The 22,034-nt window shown below is 44.0% G+C and carries 21 protein-coding genes; 3 read left to right on the top strand and 18 right to left on the bottom strand.

From position 1 onward, the window contains the following. Positions 1-129: 129 nt before the first annotated feature. The 4 genes from IPJ70_03985 to IPJ70_03970 all read right to left on the bottom strand — a co-directional run bounded on the left by IPJ70_03985 (position 130) and on the right by IPJ70_03970 (position 6,198). The gene (locus tag IPJ70_03985) at positions 130-2,892 is read right to left on the bottom strand and encodes a DUF5011 domain-containing protein (GenBank protein QQR82407.1); all 2,763 of its coding nucleotides are present in this window, start codon (positions 2,890-2,892) and stop codon (positions 130-132) included. A gap of 293 nt (positions 2,893-3,185) precedes the next feature. Further along, positions 3,186-4,520 carry a hypothetical protein gene (locus IPJ70_03980; GenBank protein ID QQR82406.1) on the bottom strand — a complete coding sequence of 445 codons (1,335 nt, stop codon included), beginning with the start codon at positions 4,518-4,520 and terminating at the stop codon, positions 3,186-3,188. A 57-nt stretch (positions 4,521-4,577) separates the two neighbouring features. Further along, positions 4,578-5,237, bottom strand: a complete 660-nt coding sequence (locus IPJ70_03975; GenBank protein QQR82405.1) for a 50S ribosomal protein L25 — start codon at positions 5,235-5,237, stop codon at positions 4,578-4,580. Positions 5,238-5,331: 94 nt separating this feature from the next. Beyond that, positions 5,332-6,198: a class II fructose-bisphosphate aldolase gene (locus tag IPJ70_03970; GenBank protein ID QQR82404.1), complete on the bottom strand. Its 867-nt coding sequence runs from the start codon at positions 6,196-6,198 to the stop codon at positions 5,332-5,334. Between the two features lie 291 nt (positions 6,199-6,489). On the opposite strand from IPJ70_03970, the gene IPJ70_03965 reads away from it, so the two are divergent. Beyond that, the gene (locus IPJ70_03965) at positions 6,490-6,807 is read left to right on the top strand and encodes a hypothetical protein (protein QQR82403.1); all 318 of its coding nucleotides are present in this window, start codon (positions 6,490-6,492) and stop codon (positions 6,805-6,807) included. An 85-nt stretch (positions 6,808-6,892) separates the two neighbouring features. Further along, complete coding sequence (locus IPJ70_03960; protein QQR82402.1) at positions 6,893-7,903, top strand: carbohydrate kinase family protein; 1,011 nt, start codon at positions 6,893-6,895, stop codon at positions 7,901-7,903. 13 nt (positions 7,904-7,916) lie between these two features. On the opposite strand, the gene IPJ70_03955 is transcribed toward IPJ70_03960, so the two are convergent. The 6 genes from IPJ70_03955 to gap are packed head-to-tail and all read right to left on the bottom strand — an operon-like array spanning position 7,917 to position 12,297. Beyond that, a complete protein-coding gene (locus IPJ70_03955; protein ID QQR82401.1) occupies positions 7,917-8,135 on the bottom strand; it encodes a DUF1653 domain-containing protein in 219 nt (72 codons plus the stop codon). A gap of 1 nt (position 8,136) precedes the next feature. Further along, complete coding sequence (locus IPJ70_03950) at positions 8,137-9,138, bottom strand: transketolase family protein (protein QQR82400.1); 1,002 nt, start codon at positions 9,136-9,138, stop codon at positions 8,137-8,139. Continuing rightward, positions 9,131-9,994 carry a transketolase gene (locus IPJ70_03945; GenBank protein QQR82925.1) on the bottom strand — a complete coding sequence of 288 codons (864 nt, stop codon included), beginning with the start codon at positions 9,992-9,994 and terminating at the stop codon, positions 9,131-9,133. Before IPJ70_03945 ends, IPJ70_03950 begins: the two co-directional genes overlap by 8 nt. Positions 9,995-10,047: 53 nt before the next feature. After that, positions 10,048-10,716 carry a hypothetical protein gene (locus IPJ70_03940; protein QQR82399.1) on the bottom strand — a complete coding sequence of 223 codons (669 nt, stop codon included), beginning with the start codon at positions 10,714-10,716 and terminating at the stop codon, positions 10,048-10,050. Positions 10,717-10,773: 57 nt separating this feature from the next. Further along, positions 10,774-11,256: an RpiB/LacA/LacB family sugar-phosphate isomerase gene (locus IPJ70_03935; protein ID QQR82398.1), complete on the bottom strand. Its 483-nt coding sequence runs from the start codon at positions 11,254-11,256 to the stop codon at positions 10,774-10,776. Positions 11,257-11,274: 18 nt separating this feature from the next. Beyond that, the gene (gap, locus tag IPJ70_03930; GenBank protein QQR82397.1) at positions 11,275-12,297 is read right to left on the bottom strand and encodes a type I glyceraldehyde-3-phosphate dehydrogenase; all 1,023 of its coding nucleotides are present in this window, start codon (positions 12,295-12,297) and stop codon (positions 11,275-11,277) included. A 154-nt stretch (positions 12,298-12,451) separates the two neighbouring features. Here gap and IPJ70_03925 point away from each other — a divergent pair, with 154 nt between their 5' ends. Continuing rightward, complete coding sequence (locus tag IPJ70_03925; GenBank protein QQR82396.1) at positions 12,452-12,733, top strand: hypothetical protein; 282 nt, start codon at positions 12,452-12,454, stop codon at positions 12,731-12,733. Positions 12,734-12,799: 66 nt separating this feature from the next. On the opposite strand, the gene gatB is transcribed toward IPJ70_03925, so the two are convergent. From gatB to IPJ70_03885, 8 genes are all read right to left on the bottom strand, one after another. Continuing rightward, the gene (gatB, locus tag IPJ70_03920) at positions 12,800-14,206 is read right to left on the bottom strand and encodes an Asp-tRNA(Asn)/Glu-tRNA(Gln) amidotransferase subunit GatB (GenBank protein QQR82395.1); all 1,407 of its coding nucleotides are present in this window, start codon (positions 14,204-14,206) and stop codon (positions 12,800-12,802) included. Positions 14,207-14,227: 21 nt separating this feature from the next. After that, positions 14,228-15,211 (bottom strand): GTPase ObgE, encoded by a 984-nt coding sequence (obgE, locus tag IPJ70_03915; GenBank protein ID QQR82394.1) that lies wholly within the window; start codon positions 15,209-15,211, stop codon positions 14,228-14,230. Between the two features lie 11 nt (positions 15,212-15,222). After that, entirely contained in the window at positions 15,223-16,116 is an 894-nt protein-coding gene (locus IPJ70_03910; protein QQR82393.1) for an MYG1 family protein, read from the bottom strand. After that, positions 16,109-16,453: a phage holin family protein gene (locus IPJ70_03905; protein ID QQR82392.1), complete on the bottom strand. Its 345-nt coding sequence runs from the start codon at positions 16,451-16,453 to the stop codon at positions 16,109-16,111. The genes IPJ70_03910 and IPJ70_03905 overlap by 8 nt, the downstream gene beginning before the upstream one ends. Before the next feature lie 37 nt (positions 16,454-16,490). Next, positions 16,491-17,165, bottom strand: a complete 675-nt coding sequence (locus tag IPJ70_03900; GenBank protein ID QQR82391.1) for a VTT domain-containing protein — start codon at positions 17,163-17,165, stop codon at positions 16,491-16,493. 4 nt (positions 17,166-17,169) lie between these two features. Continuing rightward, positions 17,170-19,707, bottom strand: a complete 2,538-nt coding sequence (gene secA / locus IPJ70_03895) for a preprotein translocase subunit SecA (GenBank protein ID QQR82390.1) — start codon at positions 19,705-19,707, stop codon at positions 17,170-17,172. 566 nt (positions 19,708-20,273) lie between these two features. Continuing rightward, the gene (locus tag IPJ70_03890; protein QQR82389.1) at positions 20,274-21,410 is read right to left on the bottom strand and encodes a UDP-N-acetylmuramate dehydrogenase; all 1,137 of its coding nucleotides are present in this window, start codon (positions 21,408-21,410) and stop codon (positions 20,274-20,276) included. Positions 21,411-21,510: 100 nt separating this feature from the next. Further along, positions 21,511-22,011 carry a hypothetical protein gene (locus IPJ70_03885; protein ID QQR82388.1) on the bottom strand — a complete coding sequence of 167 codons (501 nt, stop codon included), beginning with the start codon at positions 22,009-22,011 and terminating at the stop codon, positions 21,511-21,513. Positions 22,012-22,034 lie beyond the last annotated feature (23 nt).

Genomic DNA, 22,034 nt, shown 5'->3' with positions numbered 1-22,034 from the left:
AATGCAAAAATCTTCGCTATTTAAAATTTGACATTGGATTCCACTTTTTTCCCACACCTAACCACTAGCGGGACACACACTACGTTCTACATAGCACATTCCAGATACCATATTCTACCTTCTATTCTACTATTGTTGTTTTTCTGCAAGCAACAACATGAGGTATTGTCGTAACACTTCAGTTAATTTTTCAAGAAGAAACCGAAGATCTTTTCCAGATCCACTACCAACCGCTCCACTTCTTCCCGTCAAGCTACCACCAGAACCCTCTTCTTGACTCACTATAGTAACTGTTCGCGTCACCTCCGTCGCAGAATTACCTTCACTATCCTGGACGTTGTACGTAATAACATAGATACCAACAACAGATGGATTAACGACATCTCCACCAACTTCAATGTCCGCAGTAATATCACCATCCACATTATCCTCAGCAGTAGCACCGGCATCCGTGTATGTACTACCAACAGTAAGTTCAATATCTGAACTACCAAGAAGTGTGATAACGGGTGCAGTAACGTCAAGTGACACATCTCCGTCCGCATCAAAGACAAGTACGTTGGTATTGTTGGTCACATTTTGATCAAAATTTGGGACAAAGAGCTCAGAGTCATCCGACCTAAGTGCCATCGCGTAGATGCTTTTCATGTCATCCGGTGCAAAGGCGGTGGCATCTCCATCGCTCGTATCAATACCTTTGAGAAAAGCTGGCACGATCGCACCATCTCCATCAACCGCATATCCCGCCGCATAGAGGACTGTATCGTCCGAAGAAAGCGCGAGAGCGTAAACATCGGCATCAAGAATCGGGGCAAAAGACGTTACGTGTGAGTTATCTGCCAGGTTTATTGCAAGAAGATACGGAGACGATTCAGGATCATGTTTTGTAAAACTACCACCAACGTATACGGTACCCCCAACAGAATCAACCGCGATAGCTCTAACCTCATCGTTGAATGACGGGTTGAAATTCGTTGCAAGCCCCGTGTTTGCATCAATCTCTCCAAAATACGCGCGCGACGCACCACCGATTTCGGAAAAATTCGCACCACCGATGTACACACTTGCACCATCACCAGACACCGCAATGGATTGCACTGTTCCGACTTCGCCCACAATATTGGCATCAAGGAGACCCGTTGAACTACCCGTCGTCATGTCGAGCTCTGCAAATTCATGCCGAGCTTCTCCTCCTATGGTAAGAAACTCTCCTCCGGCGTAGAGCGTGTCACCACCCCCCGAGAGAGCCAGCGTACGAAGAATACCATCGGCATTTGGATTAAATGCTGTCACCGCACCATCATCCGCGGTAGTAAAGGCAGCACTATTGTTTCTCAAGGTTCCGGGTCCCGCTCCATATTTTACAGCCGAAAAATCACCACCAACATAGAGCACAGAATCATCTGGTGAAAGCTCGAGTGCATATGCATATCCAGACCCATACAAATCGGCATCAAAAGGAAGAAGTGACCCTTCGTCCAACATATCAAGAGCGGCGACACCTCGTCGCGAAGATGCGGCAACTTCTGAAAATCCTCCGGCAACATACAATTCACTCCCATCCGAAGAAAATTTCAAGTCTCGTACAATACCGTCGAAAAAGAGATTGAGCACAGTTACCGAGCCATCACTTGTATCAAGGGCAGCAAAATAATCTCGACTTTCTCCATCAACGGTGTCAAAGTTTCCACCGATATACAGTGTTGATCCATCCGGAGAGAGTTCGAGAGCATAGACTGTCCCATTAACATCTGGTGTAAAAGTATCGTCGAAGAGCCCTCCTGATGTGATGTGCGCAAGACGCCCCTGAGACGTCGTCCCCACATGCGTAAAGCTTCCGCCGATATACCACCCACCATCACCATCGGGAATCACAGCATATATAGTGGAATCCCCGCCCCCGCCCCCACCCTGATTGGTTCGAACTATCGGAAACGTCGCGAGAGCCTCATTTGTATCTTCATCAAACGGAACTCCTTCGCCCGACTGTCTCATGAAAGAAGAAAAACTTCCTCCCACATAGAGCGTATTTCCATCAGAAGAAATTTTAAGAACATTACCACCACCATCCAAAGAAACCCCCCAGTCTTGGTTTTCTCCAGAAACAGCATCGAGAGCAGCAAGATACTCCTGTGGCATGCCCCCATTAACGGTTGAGAAAGTGCCCGTGACGTATATTGTTGATTCGTCTTGGGAAAGAACACTATCATTGACGTCGGTACTTATATCAGGATTAAACGATAAAAGCGTGCCCACGTTGTCAGTCATATCAAACGCAGCCATAGTGTTGCGTGTTGTGGCTCCAACCTGCGAAAAATCGCCTCCCACATAGAGTGTTGGGGTAGCCCCCGATGAAAGTGTGAGTGTGGCAACGTCTCCCCCGGAGATGTCGGGGTTAAATGGAAGTAGTGTTCCGGAACCCGCAGTATCGAAGGCGGCAATTTTATTTTGTGTAACACCTGTGCACACATCAAATTCATCCAGCGCTCCGACACAACTAAAACTACCACCCACATACAGCGTTTCACCGTCCGCCGAAAGAGCGAGGGCGTCAACACCACCACCCACACTCGGTGCAAATGATGTTAGGGTATACGTCGAAAGATCAATTGCTGCGAGATTATTTCTCAAGAAAGAGGGTGGATCAATTTGTCTCGGTGTTACCGCGGTAAAAGACCCCCCCACATACAACGTGGCTCCGTCACTAACAACAGCATAAACAGGACCATCAAACGCGTACTTGCTCTTTACCGCGTCAGGCACAGAATCCAAAGCTGTAGCGGCCTGTGACACGAATGGAACCACCGCAAGAAGTGCGCCAACAAAGATACAGATACGTGAAAACAGTTTCATCCGGTTAGAAAGTGTGTTTTTTTTAAAAGGGTATTTCATAATACTACATAGGTTATGTACAAAAAAAGTATTTTCGTGAATATAATAAACCTCTAACGGGATTCATATGCGAGACCGATTAAAAAAATAACACCCTTTCAGTATAACAGTTTTTATTTTTGTACACATTCAATAGTACGCACACAAAAGCCCCGCTTCTCCGTCTGGAGAAGCAGGGCTTTTTACTTTCTACTTCCCCCGCCTCTAGCGGGACACACTGCTCTCTACTTCTTTGCTATTAGATATTTGCTATTGAATTCCCCCACACTCCAAACACCACATTCTACCTCCTTCTATTTTCCTCCCTTCAAAATATCAATCTGTGCCTGATAGCCATCAGTAAGTGCCATCACCTCATCGCCGTAAAAGGCGTACGATGGTTTTGACGCATTTCCCCATCCAGCAAAATACCGAAGAGATGCAAGACGTTCTGCTGCACGCGTTCCCGCAGGCGCACCGTTGTCTCCAAGGAGAATTCCAGCGGCAGTAAAGGCGTCGAGGGGATTGTATGGATTTGGCGGAAAATGCCCAGACACTGCTCCAATACGATCCTTGCTCTTATCGTACGGTGCGCACGTCTGCGTTGTCTTATCACACGAATATCCTGCGTACAAAGCCCACGTTGAAGGAATGAACTGCGCTGGCCCCATCGCGCCACCCCACCCGTACCATGGTTTTGCCGACACAGGCATACTATCTGGATTGAGTCCCAAATCTTTCATAAGAGCCGCAAAAATGTATCTATCTCGTTCTGGGTGTGAATCAGTTTGCCAATTTCCTGTTCCGAGGTTCTCTCCCAATTTTGTTTCTTCTTGAAGTGTTCCAAGAATCAGAGCGGCACGAACACCGGTAAGTCGTTCAACCGTCTGTGCAAAATCAATAGCCTCACCGAGAGAAATAGCCGTTGAACCACGAAGTTTAAAGAGCTCCGCGCGAATTTGTGCAGCCGTTTGCTGTTTTTGCGCAATGATTGTTTGGTATACCGTCTCTTGTCCCTTGGTCACCTTAAGCACCTCTTTTTTCTGAGCTTCTTGAATTTCAATTTTCTTTTTCTCTAACTCTTGCAGTTTTTTCAACTCCAACTCATCAGCTTGCCGTTCTTCAAGTGTTAGTTTTTCTTTGTGTGTTTCTTCTTTAGTATCTTCAATTTTTCTAAATGATCCCTGTAATGCAACCGTAATAGAATCAAATGAATCTAAATCCTCAAAAAATTCAGAGATATCTTCTTTTGCGAGTGCAATTTCAACAAGTGAATAGTTGTCGAGGCGGTCGGTTTCTCGTATAAGTTGCGCAAGTGATGCTTTTTCGCGCGTCATACGAGCCGTGAGTTGCTCTATCGTTTCTAGCTTATCACCAATCTCTCCGCCAATTTTTTGAATCGAATAGGTGCGCGCCTGAATGCCCAGTTGTGATTTTTTTATTTCACCGTTAAGCAACGAAACGTCTCGCTCAAGCGACACACGTTCATTTCGTTTTTCATCAAGAAAAACCTGCTGAAGCCCTATTTCTTTTTCTACCTGCTTGAGCTGTGCTTCAAGCTCCTTTTGACGCGCCGTCACCGCATCTGATGTGGCAGTTTGCGCAAAAACCGTGGAACAAAATCCCACTGAAAGAACACATATGAACAAAATGAGTACGGAACGTGAATGGCGCATAAAATTGGCCAGACACCCGATTATAGTGGATTACGCCTGAGATTTTTCTGCGGTGTCTTCCGTGGCCTCTCCTTCTTCCTCTTTCTTACCCTTCTTTTCAACTTCGATAGATTCCATGTCTATCTCAGCAACTGGCGTTTCCTCTTCTTCTTTCGGTTGTGACACAGAAATAACTGTTTCATCCAATTCCTCCAAAATAGTCACACCCGCGGGTACTGGTATATCTTTAATTGCAATACGACTCTCAAAAGTTTCGAGTGTCGATACGTCTATTAGTATCTCATGTGGAAGGTCTTTTGGAAATGCCTCAACTTTCACTTCGTGCATAACTTTCATGAGCGTTCCTCCGAGATTCTTAACTGCTGGTGCCTCACCAACAAATACGAGCGGAACTTCTGTCTCAACTTTCTTTCCTTTTTCGATTACGTAAAAATCAACGTGACGAGCAACGTCCGTGACTGGATTGAAATCAACTTCATGGATGAGCGCATCTTTTGGTTCACCAACACCTTCAAGTGTAATGATGGTTGATTCACCTGCCTCTTTCCAAAGCTTCTCAAATACCTTTTGATCAACAGAAATAGCCTGAGAAGCCTCTTTTGGACCATAGATGACACCAGGAATACGCCCCTTTGCGCGGAGTGTATCTGGGTTGCCCCCCTCTCGTTTTTCGATGTGTACTACTGTCATAGGACACCAATAATCGCATACAGACGCTCAAAATGCAACCCTAAAGTAATTTGGGTTAAGGGGTGAGGAATTGAGGTTAGTGAAGGAAAGCAGATTACAAGCCTGCAAAGAGCTTAAGACGACGCACGGCAACATCGCGCACTGCCGAAATAACAGGTTTCATAAATTTGTAGGGAGCAAGTTCTTCTGGGCTCTCTTGGAGAGAAAGTTGGAGTGATTGTCGATAGGCCACACGCAATTCAGTACTAATATGCACAATCGAAATCCCCTTACTAATAGCCGCCGTAAAATCTTCGTCGGTAATACCCGACCCACCATGAAGCACGAGTGGAATTTCCACCGCCTGAGCAATCTCGGCAACACGCTCTGGATTAAGTTGTGGATTGTGCCCACCTTTAAGCATACCGTGTACATTTCCAACAGCTGGGGCAAGCATATCTACTCCTGTTTCTTGTACAAAACGAAGTGCATCCGCAACGGTCGTCATTGTTTCATCGGTCACGGCAACACCTTCTGGCAATGCATCCAACATTTTTGAACCAATACCAATAAATCCAAGTTCACCTTCAACTAAAACATCTCTTCCTGATGCGCGCGCGTATGCAACACACTCTTTCGTTTTCACAATGTTTTCCTCAAAAGAAAGTTCTGCTCCATCAAAAATTACTGAGTCAAATCCCGCATCAATTGCCTCCTTCACTCGTTCAACACTGTATGTGTGATCAGCATTGAGATATATCTCACGACCAGTTTTTTCACGAATCGTATGAAGTAGTGCAACAAGCGCCGTAGTTCCAAACACATCACGTTCACCTTCTGACACGCCCACAATGACTGGGAGTTCAGTATCTTTACCCGCACCAACAACCGCCTGTATCATTTCCACGCTAGCAACATTGAAATGTCCAATGGCCCGTTTCTGTTGTTGTGCCTCTTGTACTGCTTCACGTAAAGTTTTCATCCCGTTAGAGATAGGAAATACCTTGCATTTCCGTAGTTATCATTATTAATGTGTGCCTTTTCACCATATCATAATATTAAAGTGCGGTGTAAAAAAACAAAACGACATATCTCTAACGGGATTCATACTATAATTCTATCACAAAACATGTAGTGTGTAGCGAGCAACAAAAGGTATTACTACATGTTACATACTTTGTGCTTTGTGCTACGTGTTACACGTTGCATGCTTTGTGTTACATGCCTTGTGTTACATGCCCCATGTTCCACCAGTTTACATACACACCCACATATGCTTAAATTGCACCAGACAAGTCCACCAAAGAAAGGAGGCAACACCATGTGTCTGTTGTGCAACAGTGCCCTGCCGCACAACACCGAGGATGTACACATTGGAGATGTTGTAAAATTCTCCAAAAACGCCCCAGAGACCTTCCGAGAAAAATACCCCGGGGAACTCGTGGTAACTTCGGTACAGCAAGTCCCGGATGAGAATCGCGAAAAGGGCGGGTGCTTCGTTCTCTCGCTCGCCACAGCTGAGCCCAAAATTGAGGTTGAGGTTTCGGGAGTCAATCACTTCTCTTCAGATTTCTTTGAATGGGCACGATAGATGTTCACTATTACACCACACGGGAGGCAGCGCCTCCTGTGTTTTTTAGTAAAAGAAAAAATGCACATGGTATACTAGACGACATATGAATACATATGATTTCATCGCCATTGGCGACACCGTCACCGACGAATTTATTGAATTAGAAGACGTACGTATCGACACAAAGCGTGACCCAGAAGACAAAGGGTACGACGAGATTTGTTTTCGCTTTGGAGACAAGGTGTCATACAAAAATCTTACCGTTATTCATGCGGTAGGTAATTCGGCAAACGCGGCCGTTGCGGCAACACGACTTGGTCTCAAGACGGCATTTGTAAGTGATGTTGGAGATGATGAACTTGGAACAAAAATTCTTGAAACCCTCACTGGGCACAATGTTTCAACATCTTTCATTCGAATTCATGAGGACATGCTCAGTAACCACCACTACGTTCTACAGTACGGACCAGAGCGAACTATCTTGATTAAACACCAACCATACCCATACGCACTTCCTGATATTGGGGAACCCACATGGCTCTACCTCTCATCACTTGCCAACCACTCACTTGAATACCACCACGAAATTGCTCGTTACCTCGAAGCACACCCTTCTATTAAACTCGCCTTTCAACCAGGGACATTCCAGATACAACTCGGTGCAAAAGAATTATCTGACGTCTATGCTCATACGCACACCTTCTTCTGCAACCGCGAGGAAGCGGGAAGAATTTTAGAAACATCAGATATCAGTGATATCAAAATACTTCTTGAAGGTATTTCTAAACTTGGTCCAAAGATTGTCATTATTACCGACGGTCCAAAAGGTGCATATGCATACGATGCACACAACAACGAAACGTTTTCAGTCACCATGTATCCAGATCCAAAGCCGCCGGTAGATCGCACGGGTGCAGGAGACGCTTTTTCTTCGACGGTCATTGCAGCACTTGCGCTCGGCAAGCCACTTTCAGAAGCACTTGCGTGGGGACCAATTAATTCCATGTCAGTTGTGCAATACATCGGAGCACAGAAAGGACTTCTCTCCCGCGAACAACTTGAAAAACACCTTGTAGAAGCTCCTGCGAACTACCAAGTAAAAAAACTCTCGTAAGAGAGTTTTTTTACTATTCACCTACTCGCTCAAATCTTTTTCGCTTTTGCTCTCCAATTTCCACCTCTTCTTCAAACATAGAAAGTGGCCGTACCCAGAGTTTTGATTTTGGATTGTCGTACAACGCTTCATACACAACTACATCTTCCAGTGTTTCAGAGTGCTTTGCAATACCAATCACACGGTAGAGATTTCCTGTTTTTGAATGTTTGTATGTTCCAGGTGTTACCATATTATTTTCTTGAAATAACTTTCTTCACCGCTTCAATAATAGAATCCACATCCATTCTGTAGTGCTTGATAAGTTCGTCGGGAGTTCCCGATTGACCAAATTGATTATACACGCCAATAAACTCAATAGGCACCGGCTTTTGTTGTGCGAGTATCTCAGCAACCGCAGAACCCATACCTCCAGCAATTTGATGTTCTTCAATGGTAACTACCGCTTCGCACCTAGAAGCAACTTCTGTGATTGTTTTCTCATCCATTGGTTTCACTGTGTGATTATTTACTACAATTGAACCAATACCCTCATCTTGTAGTTTTTTTGCAGAAAGAAGTGCGTTGTGTACCAATGAACCACACGCAACAAGAGCAACCTGCGGCAAAGAAGTTGAACTGTCACTTTCCCAAAGTATTTCCGCACGACCAATTTCAAAAGGACTCTCAAGTGTTGTAACAACGGGAGTTGCCGACCTTCCAAGACGAAGGTACGTCGGAAAAGGTGTTTGGGCACATGCAGTTGTTGCTTTTTGGGCCTCAACAGTGTCACAAGGAACAATAACAGTCATATTAGGCAACATACGCATGAGGCCAATATCTTCAAGCGCTTGATGTGTTGCACCATCAGGACCAACCGAAATACCGGCGTGTGAACCCACAATTTTTACTGGCACGTTGTTGAGTGCAATCGTTGTTCGAATTTGTTCATTGTTTCGTCCGGGAGAAAATGTTGCGTACGATGTGATGAATGGAATTTTTCCCACCGCAGCTAATCCGGCTCCAATAGTTACCAGATTTTGCTCGGCTACACCTATTTCAATGTATCTCTTAGGAAATTCTTTATGAAACCACTCTGCACGCGTTGATTCTTCCAGATCGGCACACAACACCACAACGCGTTCGTCCGCCTTCCCCGCTTCTACTAATCCATGACCAAAACCATCTCTCGTTGGTACTTTTTTGATGTCTGTATCAAAAATATTCCCCGCTAGTTTTTGCTCTGATTTAATCATTGTGACTTGCTTCAATTGTTCCCTTTAATGTTCGTAGCTCTTTCAAAAACTTTTGTTCTTCTTCCTTTGTTGGCGGTTTTCCATGCCAGTGAAAATCGTATTCAATCTCTTTGATTCCCTTTCCGGCAATCGTATGCGCAATAATCATTGTTGGTTTTTCCACGATTGCTTTTGCTTCATCAATTGCATCAACAAATGCCATCATATTGTGCCCATCAACCTCAATCACGTGCCAATTAAATGCACGCCACTTATCTGCGAGTGGTTCCAACGGCATCACATCTTCCGTCATACCATTTATTTGAATGTTATTGCGGTCAATAACCGCAGTCAGATTTGAAAGTTTATTTTTCCCAGCAAACATGGCACCTTCCCACGTATTTCCTGCTTGTAGCTCGCCGTCAGACATCAAACAGTACGTGCGCCACTTCTTTCCATCCATTCGAGCACCATACGCAATACCTGCAGATTGAGAAAGCCCCGAACCAAGAGGTCCTGATGTTGTTTCTAGTCCTGGCAATCTCTCTCGTTCTGGATGTCCTTGCAGACGACTCCCAAATTTACGCAGAGTTTTGAGTTCGCTCATCGGAAAGTATCCTGCGTGCGCCATTGTTGCGTATCGAATCGGTACAATATGACCGTTTGAAAGTACAAGGCGATCACGTTCTTCCCACTCTGGATTCTTTGGGTCATGGTTAAGAATATGAAAATAGAATGCAGTAAAAATATCTGCCATATCAAGCGGACCAGCCGTGTGTCCACTTCCCGCATCTTCAAGCATGTCGATAACCGACATACGAATGTCGTTCGCTTTCAGTTCTAGTTCCTTAATTTTTTCATCAGAAAGGTGCGTCATGACTGTATGTATCATATCATGCGTGCCACCGAAAAAAACGTCCACACATTTCTTTAGAGATTTTGAAGATAGGTCACTGTGTCGCGTATATCCTCACTTCCAAAAATGAGAGAGCCCGATGCAAGTTTTGTCGCTCCTGCCTCAACAAGAAGCGGCGCCGTCTCATCATCAACTCCAATATCAACAGCAATAGGAAGCTCAGGAAACTGTGCACGGAGAGATTGTATTTTGTCATACACTCGTTCATCCAACGCAACACCATGATATCCAATACTGTCACTTCCCATGCACTGCACAAAATCAATTGTACCGATATATCGGTACAATTCTTCATTTGGCGTACTCGGTTTAATACCAAGACCAATTTCACAGTCAACATCTTTTAATTTCTGAATTATTTCATCAAGTTTTTGTGTACTTTCAATATGCACAATCGCAGCGGCAATACCTACTTGTATCCATGTATCAATCGCACGTTCTGGTTCATTGATGAGTAAGTCAACTTCATAGTCCATTTCGTCCCAATATGGAAGTCCTTCTGTTTGTGCAAGAATTTCTTTGAGGTGCGACTCATCCCCATTGTATGGCCATGTTTTTGATGGCGCATACGTACCATCGGCAACATCAATCTGTACACGCGAAACAATACCTTTGACACGTGCAACATCGCCCAGAATGTCAGTGTAATTTTCTGGAATAATCGTTGGAACAACTTGTATCATAAAAATAGTATGTGGTAGATAGTGTGTATGAAATAAAATGTAGAAAAAATATAAAAACTAGAAAGTAGAGTCTAGTTTTTGAATTCTACGAACGTGACGTTCCTCATTTGTAAACGGAGTATTCAACCACTTCTCAATAACTTCCTTGGCTTCCTCATGTGTTACAAAAGATGCGCCGAGTGAAAGAATATTTGAATCATTATCTTCACGACTCGATTCGATAATTCCTTTTTGTTCACCAACTTTCGATGTTTGCCCAAGAGATTCGTGTGCTCCGTAATACACAAGTGCACGAATACCTTTAACACGATTTGCGGCAACCCCCTCCCCTTGCCCTGAACTCCCGATAACAATTCCTCGCTCCACTTCTCCCTCAGCAACTGCATGTGCTACGGAAAATACAAAGTCTGGATAATCGTCATCAGCATCAAATGAAAACGCACCTTTATCCATCACCTCATGATCTTGAGAAACAAGAAAATCTCTCACGTATTCTTTGAGTTTAAATCCTGCGTGATCTGCTCCAAGTGCAATTTTCATCTCGTTAGATAATTATGATTATGACAAACTAGCTGACATCTTGCGGACATGTTGTACAAGCATTGCGGTGTAGCCCATCTCATTGTCATACCACGAAAGCACTTTCACCAAGTTTCCATCAACAACACGTGTGAGTTTGCTATCAACAATTGCACCATACAGTTCACCAACAATATCTGCAGAAACCAATTCATCATCACTCACTTTCAAAATTCCTTGCCAGCGAGCATCCTCGGATGCTTTTCGTAAAATATCATTTACCTCTTCAACTGTTGTGTTTCGTTTCGTAATAAGTGTGACATCAGCAATAGAACCAACTATCACTGGAACTCGTATTGCTATACCATCAAACTTTCCTTCCAAATCAGTAATCGCTTTTGTTACAGCGACTGCGGCACCTGTTGATGTTGGCACAATGTTGTACGCAGCGGCACGTCCTTCGCGCCAATCTTTTTTATTTGGACCATCCTGCAAATTTTGTGACTGCGTGTAGCCGTGTACTGTATTGAGCACTGCTTTTTCCACGCCGAGTGTTTCGTGCAAAATCTGAATAACCGGACTCACTGCATTTGTGGTACACGAACCATTTGAGGTAATATCACACGTCTTTAATTTGTCTTCATTCACACCCATCAACACGGTCGCAGTTTCAATACCGTCCACAGCATCACCTTTTGCAGGGGCAGTAATCACCACCCGTTTTGCGCCAGCGTCGAGATGTTTTTTTGCATCTGTATAATTTGTGAAAAAGCCACTTGATTCAATAACGATATCTACATCAAGTTTTTTCCACGGCAAATTAATAGGATCTTTCTCTTGAAGAAACGGGATATCTTTTCCATTCACAGTAATTCCCCCGTCGTGAGCTTGCACATCAAGGTCAGAGCGCCCATATGCACTGTCATACGTAAGTAGGTAGGCAAGGTTCTGCGCGTCGCCAAGGTCGTTGATGGCAACGATATCAATCTCAGGATATTTGAGTGCAAGTTTAAGAAACGAACGTCCGATTCTACCAAAACCATTGATTGCGATGCGTGACATAAATAGAGATTAGATACTGGATACTAGGAATAATTGATATACAAAAAGTATACCACGTCGTTTTGCAGTACGAATACACCACCATAAACAATTGACAAAATGTTGTATCTAGTACATTGCCTTATCGGAAACCTCATGAAAGGAGGCTTAGTACGTGAAGACATTCCGCGATGTACGCAAAGTGGGCTCTGAGGCGGTTCTCTCTTTGAGGCTCTTTGGGGGTGAGGAGGACTTCCAAGTTGCCATCAGAGAAAAACTCCGAGAGATTGGCGTCGCCATCTGCGAGGAGAACGGGCTTCCCCTCTCGATGGGACCGACCATCCCCGACGACACTGTTCTCGGAGACAGGTCGGGACCACTATTCGAAGAGCTGGAGGCCATGATCGAGGCCGACCGACAGCTCGACGAAGAAGCCATTAACTCAGGCCTTTCCTAGGCCACAAACGCAGACGCCGCCGTTGGAGCAATCCGACGGCGGCAGATTGTTTATAGAGAGAAAAGGTTAAGAGCTTAAACTCCTCTTGAAAAGCTCCTGAAACATTTTTGGGTTTCCAGCACCCTTTGAAAGCTTCATTCCTTGACCGACAAAAAATTGAAGTAGTGCCTCCTTCCCTGTTTTGTATTCGGCAACAACGGTTGGATTCTCAGCAATCACCTGCTCAACAATTTTTAAAAGTGCACCTTCATCACTCTGCTGTAGTAATCCCTCACGTTCTGCAATTTCTTTTGGAGAACCACCTGTAGCAACCATGTGTGCCAAAATATCTTTTCCACCACGAGAAGAAACGAGACCACCGGAGAGCATTTCAATGAGTTCTGCAAAGTTCTCTGGTGTAATTGAAATAGGCGCACCTTTAAGAATTCCTGCTAGGTCAGCTGCAATATAGTTAGTCGCGAGAATTATGTTTTGTGCATTGCTGTTCAAACATTTTGAAACCGCTTCAAAAAAGTCTCCGTACATAGAATCTTGTACAAACATGTCGGCATCTTGCTGTTTCAAACCAAGCGCAAGGTAGCGCGCACGTCGTACCCAAGGCAATTCGGGGAGGCTTGCTCTAAGGGCATCATGAGAAAACTCAGGGATTTCTGAAATTTTTAGTTTTGGTAAATCTGGTTCTGGGAAGTATCGATAATCGTGTGATGATTCTTTCTTTCGCTGCGAGTAGGTCTGATTTTTTACGGAATCCCACCCACGAGTCTCCTGAATAACCTCTTCGCCCGCTTCAAGCACGGCAATCTGTCGTTCAATCTCGTATTCGATTGCTTTCTCAGCATAACTGAACGAATTGATATTCTTCACTTCGGTCTTCGTACCGAGCGTATTCGGATCTTTCGAGACTGAGAGATTCACTTCCATACGAAGGTGACCTTTTTCCATGTCTGCATCCGACACGCCGAGCGTTCGGAGGAGTAATTGAAATTCACGACCGAAATCACCTGCCTCTTTTGCAGAGTGAATCACCGGTTCGGTAACAAGCTCCATGAGCGGAACACCTGCACGATTAAAATCGACAAGTGAATGATCTCCTTCATGCTGACTACGCGCAGTATCTTCCTCAAGATGAATTCGTGTAAGTGCCACACCGTGAAGCTCGCCACCTTTGACCAACGGATACGCATATTGGCTAATCTGATATCCCTTTGGAATGTCAGGATAAAAATAGTTCTTGCGATCGAATTCGGTGAAATCAGCGAGCGTACCACCGACCGCCATACCAACGCGGAGCACATGTTTGACCGCCTCTTTGTTGATGGTTGGCAAGGTGCCAGGGTGACCCATACAGACGGGACAGACGTTCTGGTTGGGCCGTTTTTCGTCGGGATCGTTCTTGGAGTCGCAGAACATCTTCGTCTGCGTCTTGAGCTCAACGTGAATCTCTAACCCAATTGTTGGTATGTACTCTGGCATAACTCTAGTATACGAGATTTTTTATTTTTTTCTTAAGGCCTTAACAATAGTGTCTCCGAGCTCCTTGAGAGAGGCATCATCATACACAGAAACGGTAACAATACTCTTTGCGGGAATCTTTGTTGCTTTAGCAAAATCTTTGACACGAAGGGCAAGTGTTTTTTCATCAAGAAGATCCCGTTTTGTAAACAAAATGAGTTCTGGCTTTTCTGCCAAATCATTAGAATACTTTGAAAGTTCTGTACGGATAGTGGTAAATGCCTCAATGGGATTTTCATGTTCACATGAAATGCAGTGAATGAGTGTTTTGGTTCGTTTAATATGACGAAGAAATGTATGTCCAAGACCCCGTCCTTCTGCTGCGCCTTCAATCAATCCTGGAATGTCCGCAAGTACGAATCCATACAGCGCACCGAGGTTTGGGTTGAGTGTGGTAAACGCATAGTCACCAACTTTTGCATGTGCACCTGTAAGCGCATTAAGGACACTCGACTTACCAGCATTTGGTAGACCAATCAAACCCGCATCAACAACCAACTGTAGTTCAATTTCAAAATCGGCCTCTTCACCGGGTTTTCCTTTTGTTGATTGTCGCGGTGTAACGTTTCGTGAACCTTTGAAGTGCTCATTGCCATATCCACCATTGCCACCTTGGAGAATAATTTCTCTCTGCCCTTCAGTGAGAAGTTCAAAACGCTGTCCTGTCTGCACATTGGTAATCACAGTCCCCACAGGAAATTCAAATAGAAGTTCTTTACCATCTCTTCCCTCCTTGCTTTGACTTCCTCCAGGCGCACCGTCTTCTGCTTCATAACTTTTTTGATCGTTATAACGAAGGAGTACGGTAATATCACGAATTGCCGTAACAACAACATCACCCCCACGACCACCGTTTCCTCCAGCAGCACCAGATAAATCTTTTCCTTTAAGGTGCAGCCAGCGTACAACACCGTCGCCTCCGCGACCTGCGGCCAAATGTAGATGTAATTCGTCAATAAATGGCATAGGAGAGTATATTACGCGGAAAGAGCCAATTCAGCTAGTTTTATTGCACCTTCTTTTGTTTTTGTAATCGCCATAAAACGTCCGTTGTGACAGAATACAGCATCAGGTACACCTGTTATATCAGCAAGCTCAGAGCCCTGTTTCCCCGCCCACGATGCTGGTAAGTCTTTTCTATTCTTGTATACGTGCACATCATCAACCCCACACACCACCTGCCACGTTCCATCTGCGTGCTGTTTTATAAAATAGATAACATCTTGGTACTTTTGAAACGCTTCCATGAGTACTTCTCGACTCAATTTTCCTTCACATACGACAAGCGATTTATCAGACGCCTCTTCATAGGATTTATGTGCACTAACAAATACAGCAACCCTGTTTGTGGCAGACAGTATCTCCTTTTTTAAAAGCACCGTCACCCAAGCAACCGCTTCAGAAAAACGATTATCAAAATTTTCCACCTCAACCCCCAATGAGGTAAATGCAAACATGGCAGTTGAAATAATGTATGGATACACGCCGGGTGTCGTTGCGGTATATGTATCTATTCCGTTGTCAAAGGCGTCGATTGTTTGTATAAGCCGAGTTTCAATATCATCTGCTACCTCCTGAGACAAACACACCTGTGCTCCAAACGCTTTCCAAATTAAACCAATGGATGCATATGGAATACCATTTTCACGCTTTCCTGCCCCGCCTGCTTGGTGGTGATCAAAACGACATGTTGCTGGGTCGTATACCCCCCCAACATCCAACACGTAGTCACCTGATCGAATAATTTCTGGGTCTCGAGTACGAATAACCTCAATCTCATTACCTGCAAGAAGTAGTTGCAGTGTTGCCACACCAAAAACATCATCGGCATGAAACCCTCCACTATGGGTAACAATGCGAATCTTAGTCATTGTCAGGAAGAAATTTGTGCCCTACCCACACCACAACTGAAACGAGAAGTGCACCGATAAACGCGTCGAGAAATCTTTGAACGGCGAAACCGTCAACAAAATACGCAGCAATCCAGAAAAGCCCAGCATTAATGACGAGTGTAAAAAGCCCAAGGGTCACAATGTTAATCGGAAGTGTTAAGACAACAATAATTGGCTTCACAATAAGATTAAGTACCGCAAGCACAACGGCGACAATAAGCGCTACATAAAAACTTTCAACAAAAATACCAGGTACCAAATACGAAGCCCCGAGAACAGCGAGTGCTGCCAGAACGATTTTAAAAAGAATATTCATATTATAGTGTTATGTATGGGTAAACCTATAAACACTTCTATTCTACCACTTCTTCAGACGGAGCAACATTTCTCGTCATATTCTTCTTTTTCTTGTGGTAATAAAGAAATGCGCCACACACAAGAACGCCGATGACGAGAATACTATTTTGTGCACCTTCCACCATCGTCGAGTACTTGAGATAGAAATTACCAAATTGCCACCCAATAAATCCTGACCACATTGAGCGAATGATGGTACCAAAAAAGGTGTGCAAAAAAAACGGTACAGGTCGCCAACGGACAAGACCGCAAAACACGTTAATGGCAATGCTTGGCATGAGCGGAAACGAACGCGCTGCAAACAAAAGCACATCATCCCATGTGTGCCCTTCCATATAGACACGCATTTTTTCGACTTCGTCCCACGATATTCCCATATATACACCGTACTTTAATACGATTGGTTTTCCTCCCCAGTACACAATGCCATAGATAATGAGTGAACCAAGAGAAAGACCGACAGCAATAGGTAGTCCAATGTACAAAAAGAGTCTGAGAAATGCCGCCCACGAAAATGGTGCTCCCTCAAGAAAAAAGAACCCTGCTGACACTGTTACAAGTGTCGAAGGAATCGGCGGAATAACTTCTTGTAAAAAACCAAGAACAAACACACCCCATGGACCGATGGACAAGAAAAGCGACTGTGCAAAAAGAATGAGGTCCCCAAGCATAGATTTATTTTTGTTCAACAACTTTCCACTCACCACTTTGAATAAGAGGTTCTGCTTTTTTGTATTTCATCTCTTGCGTAAGTGTTCCGTTTGTTATAGTCACCATATCATTACGTCCAAAGTGCTCCATACTTTTTGCTTGCACAGGGGCTGCATCAGATGAATCATTTGCAATCATTTGTAAGCGTGCGCGCTCGCGTCGCAACTGCTCTTCTTCTTTACTAAATGCACCAGCGCCAATTTGAGGCACCATACTCATGACGTGTCCTTCAATTGAAGCTTCCATTCTTCGGAACGCCATCAAACCTTCTTTTTGATACTCTACGAGCGGATCGCGTTGCCCGTACGCACGAAGGTTTACACTACTACGCGTAAAGTCCATCAATTCGAGGTGGTCAATCCAAAAAACATCAATCGCTTGAAGCATGAGTCGACGCGCCGCTTCCAAAAAAGGAACGTCTCCAAGCTCTTTCTTTTTCTCTTGGGCACTACGAACAATATCTTCATCACCTCCTATCATTTCAAAAAGAATTCGCTCAATATCTGCGTGCTCACCAAGAACAAGAGCCTTCCGACGGTCGTAGATAGTTTTTCGTTGGGTGTTCATCACATCGTCAAATTCAAGCACGTGCTTTCGTACATCAAAGTTGAGTCCTTCAATTTTTTTCTGAGCCGCTTCAAGCGACCGATTAATAAGACGATTTTCAATTGGTACATCTTCGGGAATACCAAAACGACCCATCATGCGCTTGACGGCGTCAGACGCAAACACACGCATCAACGAATCTTCAAGAGACACGAAGAACTGTGTTTCTCCTGGATCACCCTGACGTCCCGAACGTCCACGCAACTGATCGTCAATACGTCGCGCCTCGTGACGCTCCGTTCCAAGCACAAACAATCCGCCAAGCGCTTTCACCTCTTCGTGTTCTTCAGGTGTTGCAAGAGCTCCACCGAGTTTAATATCAACTCCACGCCCTGCCATGTTTGTGGCAACCGTCACTGATCCCTTGCGTCCAGCTTGCGCAATTACTTCTCCTTCCTGTTCGTGCATTTTTGCATTGAGGACCGTGTGTGGGATACCTTCATTCGTCAAATGCATTGAAAGCAATTCATTTTTCTCAATCGATACCGTACCAATAAGTACCGGTTGCCCCTTATCATGTGCCTCTTTCACCCGTTTTGCGATTGCTTCAAACTTTCCTTTTTCTGTTTGATAAATATAATCGTTGTGGTCATTTCGCGCACTCACACGATTGGTTGGAATAGGAACAACATCAAGTCCATACACTTTGAAAAACTCTTCTGAGCTTGAGAACGCAGTTCCGGTCATACCCGCAAGCTTTTTGTACATGCGGAAATAGTTTTGATAGGTAATTGAAGCAAGTGTACGCGATTCTTCCTGAATACGAGCACCTTCTTTTGCCTCAATTGCCTGATGTAACCCTTCCGACCATCGACGCCCTGGTTGTAATCGTCCGGTAAACTCATCCACAATAATAACTTCCCCGTCACGCACAACGTACTCCTTGTCTTTTTTGTAGAGTGCTTTTGCTTTTATTGCAGATTCCAAGTGATGCACGTACCGAACACCTGCGTCAGTGTAAATATTCTCAAGTCCGAGTATTTTTTCCGCCTTTTCAATACCCGCCTCAGTGAGTAACACGGCATGTTTCTTTTCATCAACCTCATAATCTTCTTCTTCTGTAAGACGTTGGGCTATATCAGCAAACGTTGAGTACAACTTCTCAGACTCATTTGTTGTAATAGAAATAATAAGCGGTGTACGCGCTTCATCTATCAATATAGAGTCAATTTCATCCACAATAGCAAAGTGGTGTCCACCATCTTGGGGCATACGCTGAGACAAATCTTCTTTTCGGTAGACCGTATTGTCACGTAAGTAGTCAAAACCAAACTCACTGTTTGTACCATACGTAATATCAGCAGCATACGCATCTCGTTTTTCACACGGACGCAAAAATTCGTACACAACTTTAAATGAACCCACCTCATCACGCTTTGGATCAGCATCCATATGCGCAGGATCATAGAGAAATGATTGTCGTTGACTGTTGACTACACCAACCGAGAGGCCGAGGAACGCAAACACTTGGCCCATCCACACCGCGTCACGCCGAGCAAGGTAATCATTCACCGTCACAATGTGCACCCCTTTTCCCGTAAGTGCGTTGAGGTATGCAGGAAGTGTTTCAACGAGCGTTTTTCCTTCTCCGGTTCGCATTTCCGCAATTGCACCACGGTGAAGCATGATGCCTCCAATAAGCTGAACATCATAGTGCCGTTGTTTGAGTGTTCGTCGCGCAGCTTCACGTACGACTGCAAATGCTTCAGGAAGAATATCTTCGAGAGAGAGCCCATGTGCCAAACGTTCTTTAAATTCAGTTGTTTTTGCTCGAAGTGCTTCATCAGACAGTGCCTCAATAGCTGGCTCAAAACCGTTGATTTGGGCAACAATCGGCTGAAGTGCCGAAAGGGTCCGTGATGCATCACTTCCGAATAATTTACTTAAAAACTCCATATATAAGGTATGAAAACGCATTATAACACAAAAACAAATAGAGGTTGCATACAAAAAACGTCGTATGATGCGAGTGATTGTTACAAACAATCACGAATAAAGTGTTTGTATACAAAAAATCGCCCGAGGGCGCAAGTGATTGTATGAAACAATCACGAATAAAGTGTTTGTATACAAAAAATCGCCCGAGGGCGATTTTTTGTATGTGGGACAAAGCGTTAGCTTACGCTCGGCGCTTTGCTGCTTTGCGCTTTGGAGCACGCTTTGCAACTTTCTTTTTTGCAACTTTCTTTGCTTTCTTTTTTGCTGCCATAATTTTGAATCGTGGTACCACGATTGATAAGGGTTTGGTAAACGTCGACCAACACGAATGTACACATTAGCGTGCACATATGTTTACTACATAAAATTATCGTTCATAATCGTGCACAACACAACATGTTTTATGCATAAGTGTGGATAACTTTGCATTCATTGTTTTAAAAAATTTTTAAAACAATACGTGGAGAAAAATTTTTACAAAAAATAAATTGCAAAAAAATAATTTACTACTAAACAACGTGTAATTAAAAAGTACCAACGTGCTCAACTTCAGAAACAAGACGCACATTAAAAAGTTTTTCAACGGCGTCTTGCATATCACGTGCCAAGTCAGATATTTCACGTGCTGTTGCATTACCAAGATTAATGAGAGACAACGAATGATACGGTGATACGCCAACTCTTCCGCGCGTATACCCCTTTAAAAATGTTGTGAATTCAAGAAGAAATGCGGCAGCCACTTTTATAGAGCCATCTGATTGGTCCCAAAACCACGGGCGCAATCTACTCTCTTTTTCTTTGTCAGTGTATTCTGCCACCTTCAGAATATACTCAAACTTTGCACGTGACACTATAGGATTGCCGAAAAAAGACCCAGCCGAAGCAAAAGACGTTCCATCCTTTTTTATACACATCCCTTTTTTATCTCGTACTTCAATAATCACATCACGCACATCTTTTAGTGTTGGTGTTTCTGTGCGCCTGCGAATAAGATCACCAATATTAAAACGATTGTCTTTGTAAATGGTACCGACATTCCCATGCGGTCTGTATAAAAGTCTGAATGCAACACGCGTAACAATGTATGCGCGCCCTTCGTGTGATTTAAAAATACTATCGCGATATCCAAAACAACACTCTTCTCGAGAAAGTTTTTTCTTTTTAAATGTGCGCGTATCAAATACTTCAACGTACTCAATATGATCTCCGACCTCAACACCATATGCACCTATATTTTGTACCGGTGACGCTCCAACACTCCCTGGAATACCTGAAAGATTTTCCAAACCAGACAATCCACGCGTAACAGTATCTGCAACAACATCGTCCCACACTTCCCCGCCTGCACATATACAGAGCACTGTTGTATCGTCCCTTTCTTCATAGACAACTCCTTTCATGCACATATGTATAACGACTCCTTCATATTCCCCATCTGCAAAGAGTGTGTTTGAGCCTCCACCCAACACAACAAACGGCACTTGCTGTGTGTGCGCATACAAAACCGCTTCCCGAAGTTCTGTATCGTTGGTTACAGAAAAAAAATAACGCGCAGGTCCACCAATACGTAGTGTTGTATACGGCGCAAGTGGCACGTTTTGTGCATATACGTGTGCGCGACGAGTTCCATCCATGCATGACCGGCGGGTGACAAGCTCCATGTATTGTTCTATGTGAGTGCAGCCGCCGGTCATGCATATGCAGAACCGTCCTCTATTCTACACGAATAGAGGACGGTTCAAAAGTACCTATCTCAAATTCTTATTCAAGAACCTGCGGTTCTGCTGTTGTGTCATCTTGTGAAGCAGGTACAGCCGGCTCTGGCGCAGCTGCTTTTTTACCTGCCGTTTCTTGTGTAGCCGACTTCGTCAACGATTCTTTATATTGCTTGATAGATGTAATCACTTGAGACGAGGGCTTGAGAGGTTGAATAATCAAAATGTGGTCTCGATTAATAAACATCGTATCCTCTGGTGCGTGAAGTTCACTACCACTTTTTTGCAAAATAAATTCTGGATTTGCAGTCGTTCCTCCTTGTTGTAAATAGAATGTATCTGTCAAAACAACGTCTCGGTAATTCATGGACTCAATTTTTCCAAAGAAAACCTGATTTGTTGTCAAAAAAACGGCAACATATGTTGAGTTGCCCATGAGGGCACTATCTGGACCAAGAAACGTGTTATACGTGTACCATGCCCAACCACCAAAAAGTCCCCCAAGAAGAACCATGGCGATAATAGAAGTTACTGTTATTTTCTTCATACTGAATATATTATTTTTTAATA

Source organism: Candidatus Campbellbacteria bacterium (assembly GCA_016699465.1).
In the GTDB taxonomy this organism is placed as follows: domain Bacteria; phylum Patescibacteriota; class Minisyncoccia; order Phycocordibacterales; family EsbW-18; genus EsbW-18.
The sequence above is the reverse complement of the archived record's forward strand: the minus strand, read 5'-3'. Positions and strand labels throughout refer to the sequence as shown.

What these genes read in the sequence shown, in the direction of transcription:
- IPJ70_03985 (QQR82407.1), bottom strand. Translation starts at nt 2,892, where the DNA reads ATGAAATACCCTTTTAAAAAAAACACACTTTCTAACCGGATGAAACTG.
- IPJ70_03975 (QQR82405.1), bottom strand. Translation starts at nt 5,237, where the DNA reads ATGACAGTAGTACACATCGAAAAACGAGAGGGGGGCAACCCAGATACA.
- IPJ70_03970 (QQR82404.1), bottom strand. Translation starts at nt 6,198, where the DNA reads ATGAAAACTTTACGTGAAGCAGTACAAGAGGCACAACAACAGAAACGG.
- IPJ70_03965 (QQR82403.1), top strand. Translation starts at nt 6,490, where the DNA reads ATGCTTAAATTGCACCAGACAAGTCCACCAAAGAAAGGAGGCAACACC.
- IPJ70_03960 (QQR82402.1), top strand. Translation starts at nt 6,893, where the DNA reads ATGAATACATATGATTTCATCGCCATTGGCGACACCGTCACCGACGAA.
- IPJ70_03955 (QQR82401.1), bottom strand. Translation starts at nt 8,135, where the DNA reads ATGGTAACACCTGGAACATACAAACATTCAAAAACAGGAAATCTCTAC.
- IPJ70_03950 (QQR82400.1), bottom strand. Translation starts at nt 9,138, where the DNA reads ATGATTAAATCAGAGCAAAAACTAGCGGGGAATATTTTTGATACAGAC.
- IPJ70_03945 (QQR82925.1), bottom strand. Translation starts at nt 9,994, where the DNA reads ATGACGCACCTTTCTGATGAAAAAATTAAGGAACTAGAACTGAAAGCG.
- IPJ70_03940 (QQR82399.1), bottom strand. Translation starts at nt 10,716, where the DNA reads ATGATACAAGTTGTTCCAACGATTATTCCAGAAAATTACACTGACATT.
- IPJ70_03935 (QQR82398.1), bottom strand. Translation starts at nt 11,256, where the DNA reads ATGAAAATTGCACTTGGAGCAGATCACGCAGGATTTAAACTCAAAGAA.
- gap (QQR82397.1), bottom strand. Translation starts at nt 12,297, where the DNA reads ATGTCACGCATCGCAATCAATGGTTTTGGTAGAATCGGACGTTCGTTT.
- gatB (QQR82395.1), bottom strand. Translation starts at nt 14,206, where the DNA reads ATGCCAGAGTACATACCAACAATTGGGTTAGAGATTCACGTTGAGCTC.
- obgE (QQR82394.1), bottom strand. Translation starts at nt 15,211, where the DNA reads ATGCCATTTATTGACGAATTACATCTACATTTGGCCGCAGGTCGCGGA.
- IPJ70_03910 (QQR82393.1), bottom strand. Translation starts at nt 16,116, where the DNA reads ATGACTAAGATTCGCATTGTTACCCATAGTGGAGGGTTTCATGCCGAT.
- IPJ70_03905 (QQR82392.1), bottom strand. Translation starts at nt 16,453, where the DNA reads ATGAATATTCTTTTTAAAATCGTTCTGGCAGCACTCGCTGTTCTCGGG.
- IPJ70_03900 (QQR82391.1), bottom strand. Translation starts at nt 17,165, where the DNA reads ATGCTTGGGGACCTCATTCTTTTTGCACAGTCGCTTTTCTTGTCCATC.
- secA (QQR82390.1), bottom strand. Translation starts at nt 19,707, where the DNA reads ATGGAGTTTTTAAGTAAATTATTCGGAAGTGATGCATCACGGACCCTT.
- IPJ70_03890 (QQR82389.1), bottom strand. Translation starts at nt 21,410, where the DNA reads ATGGAGCTTGTCACCCGCCGGTCATGCATGGATGGAACTCGTCGCGCA.
- IPJ70_03885 (QQR82388.1), bottom strand. Translation starts at nt 22,011, where the DNA reads ATGAAGAAAATAACAGTAACTTCTATTATCGCCATGGTTCTTCTTGGG.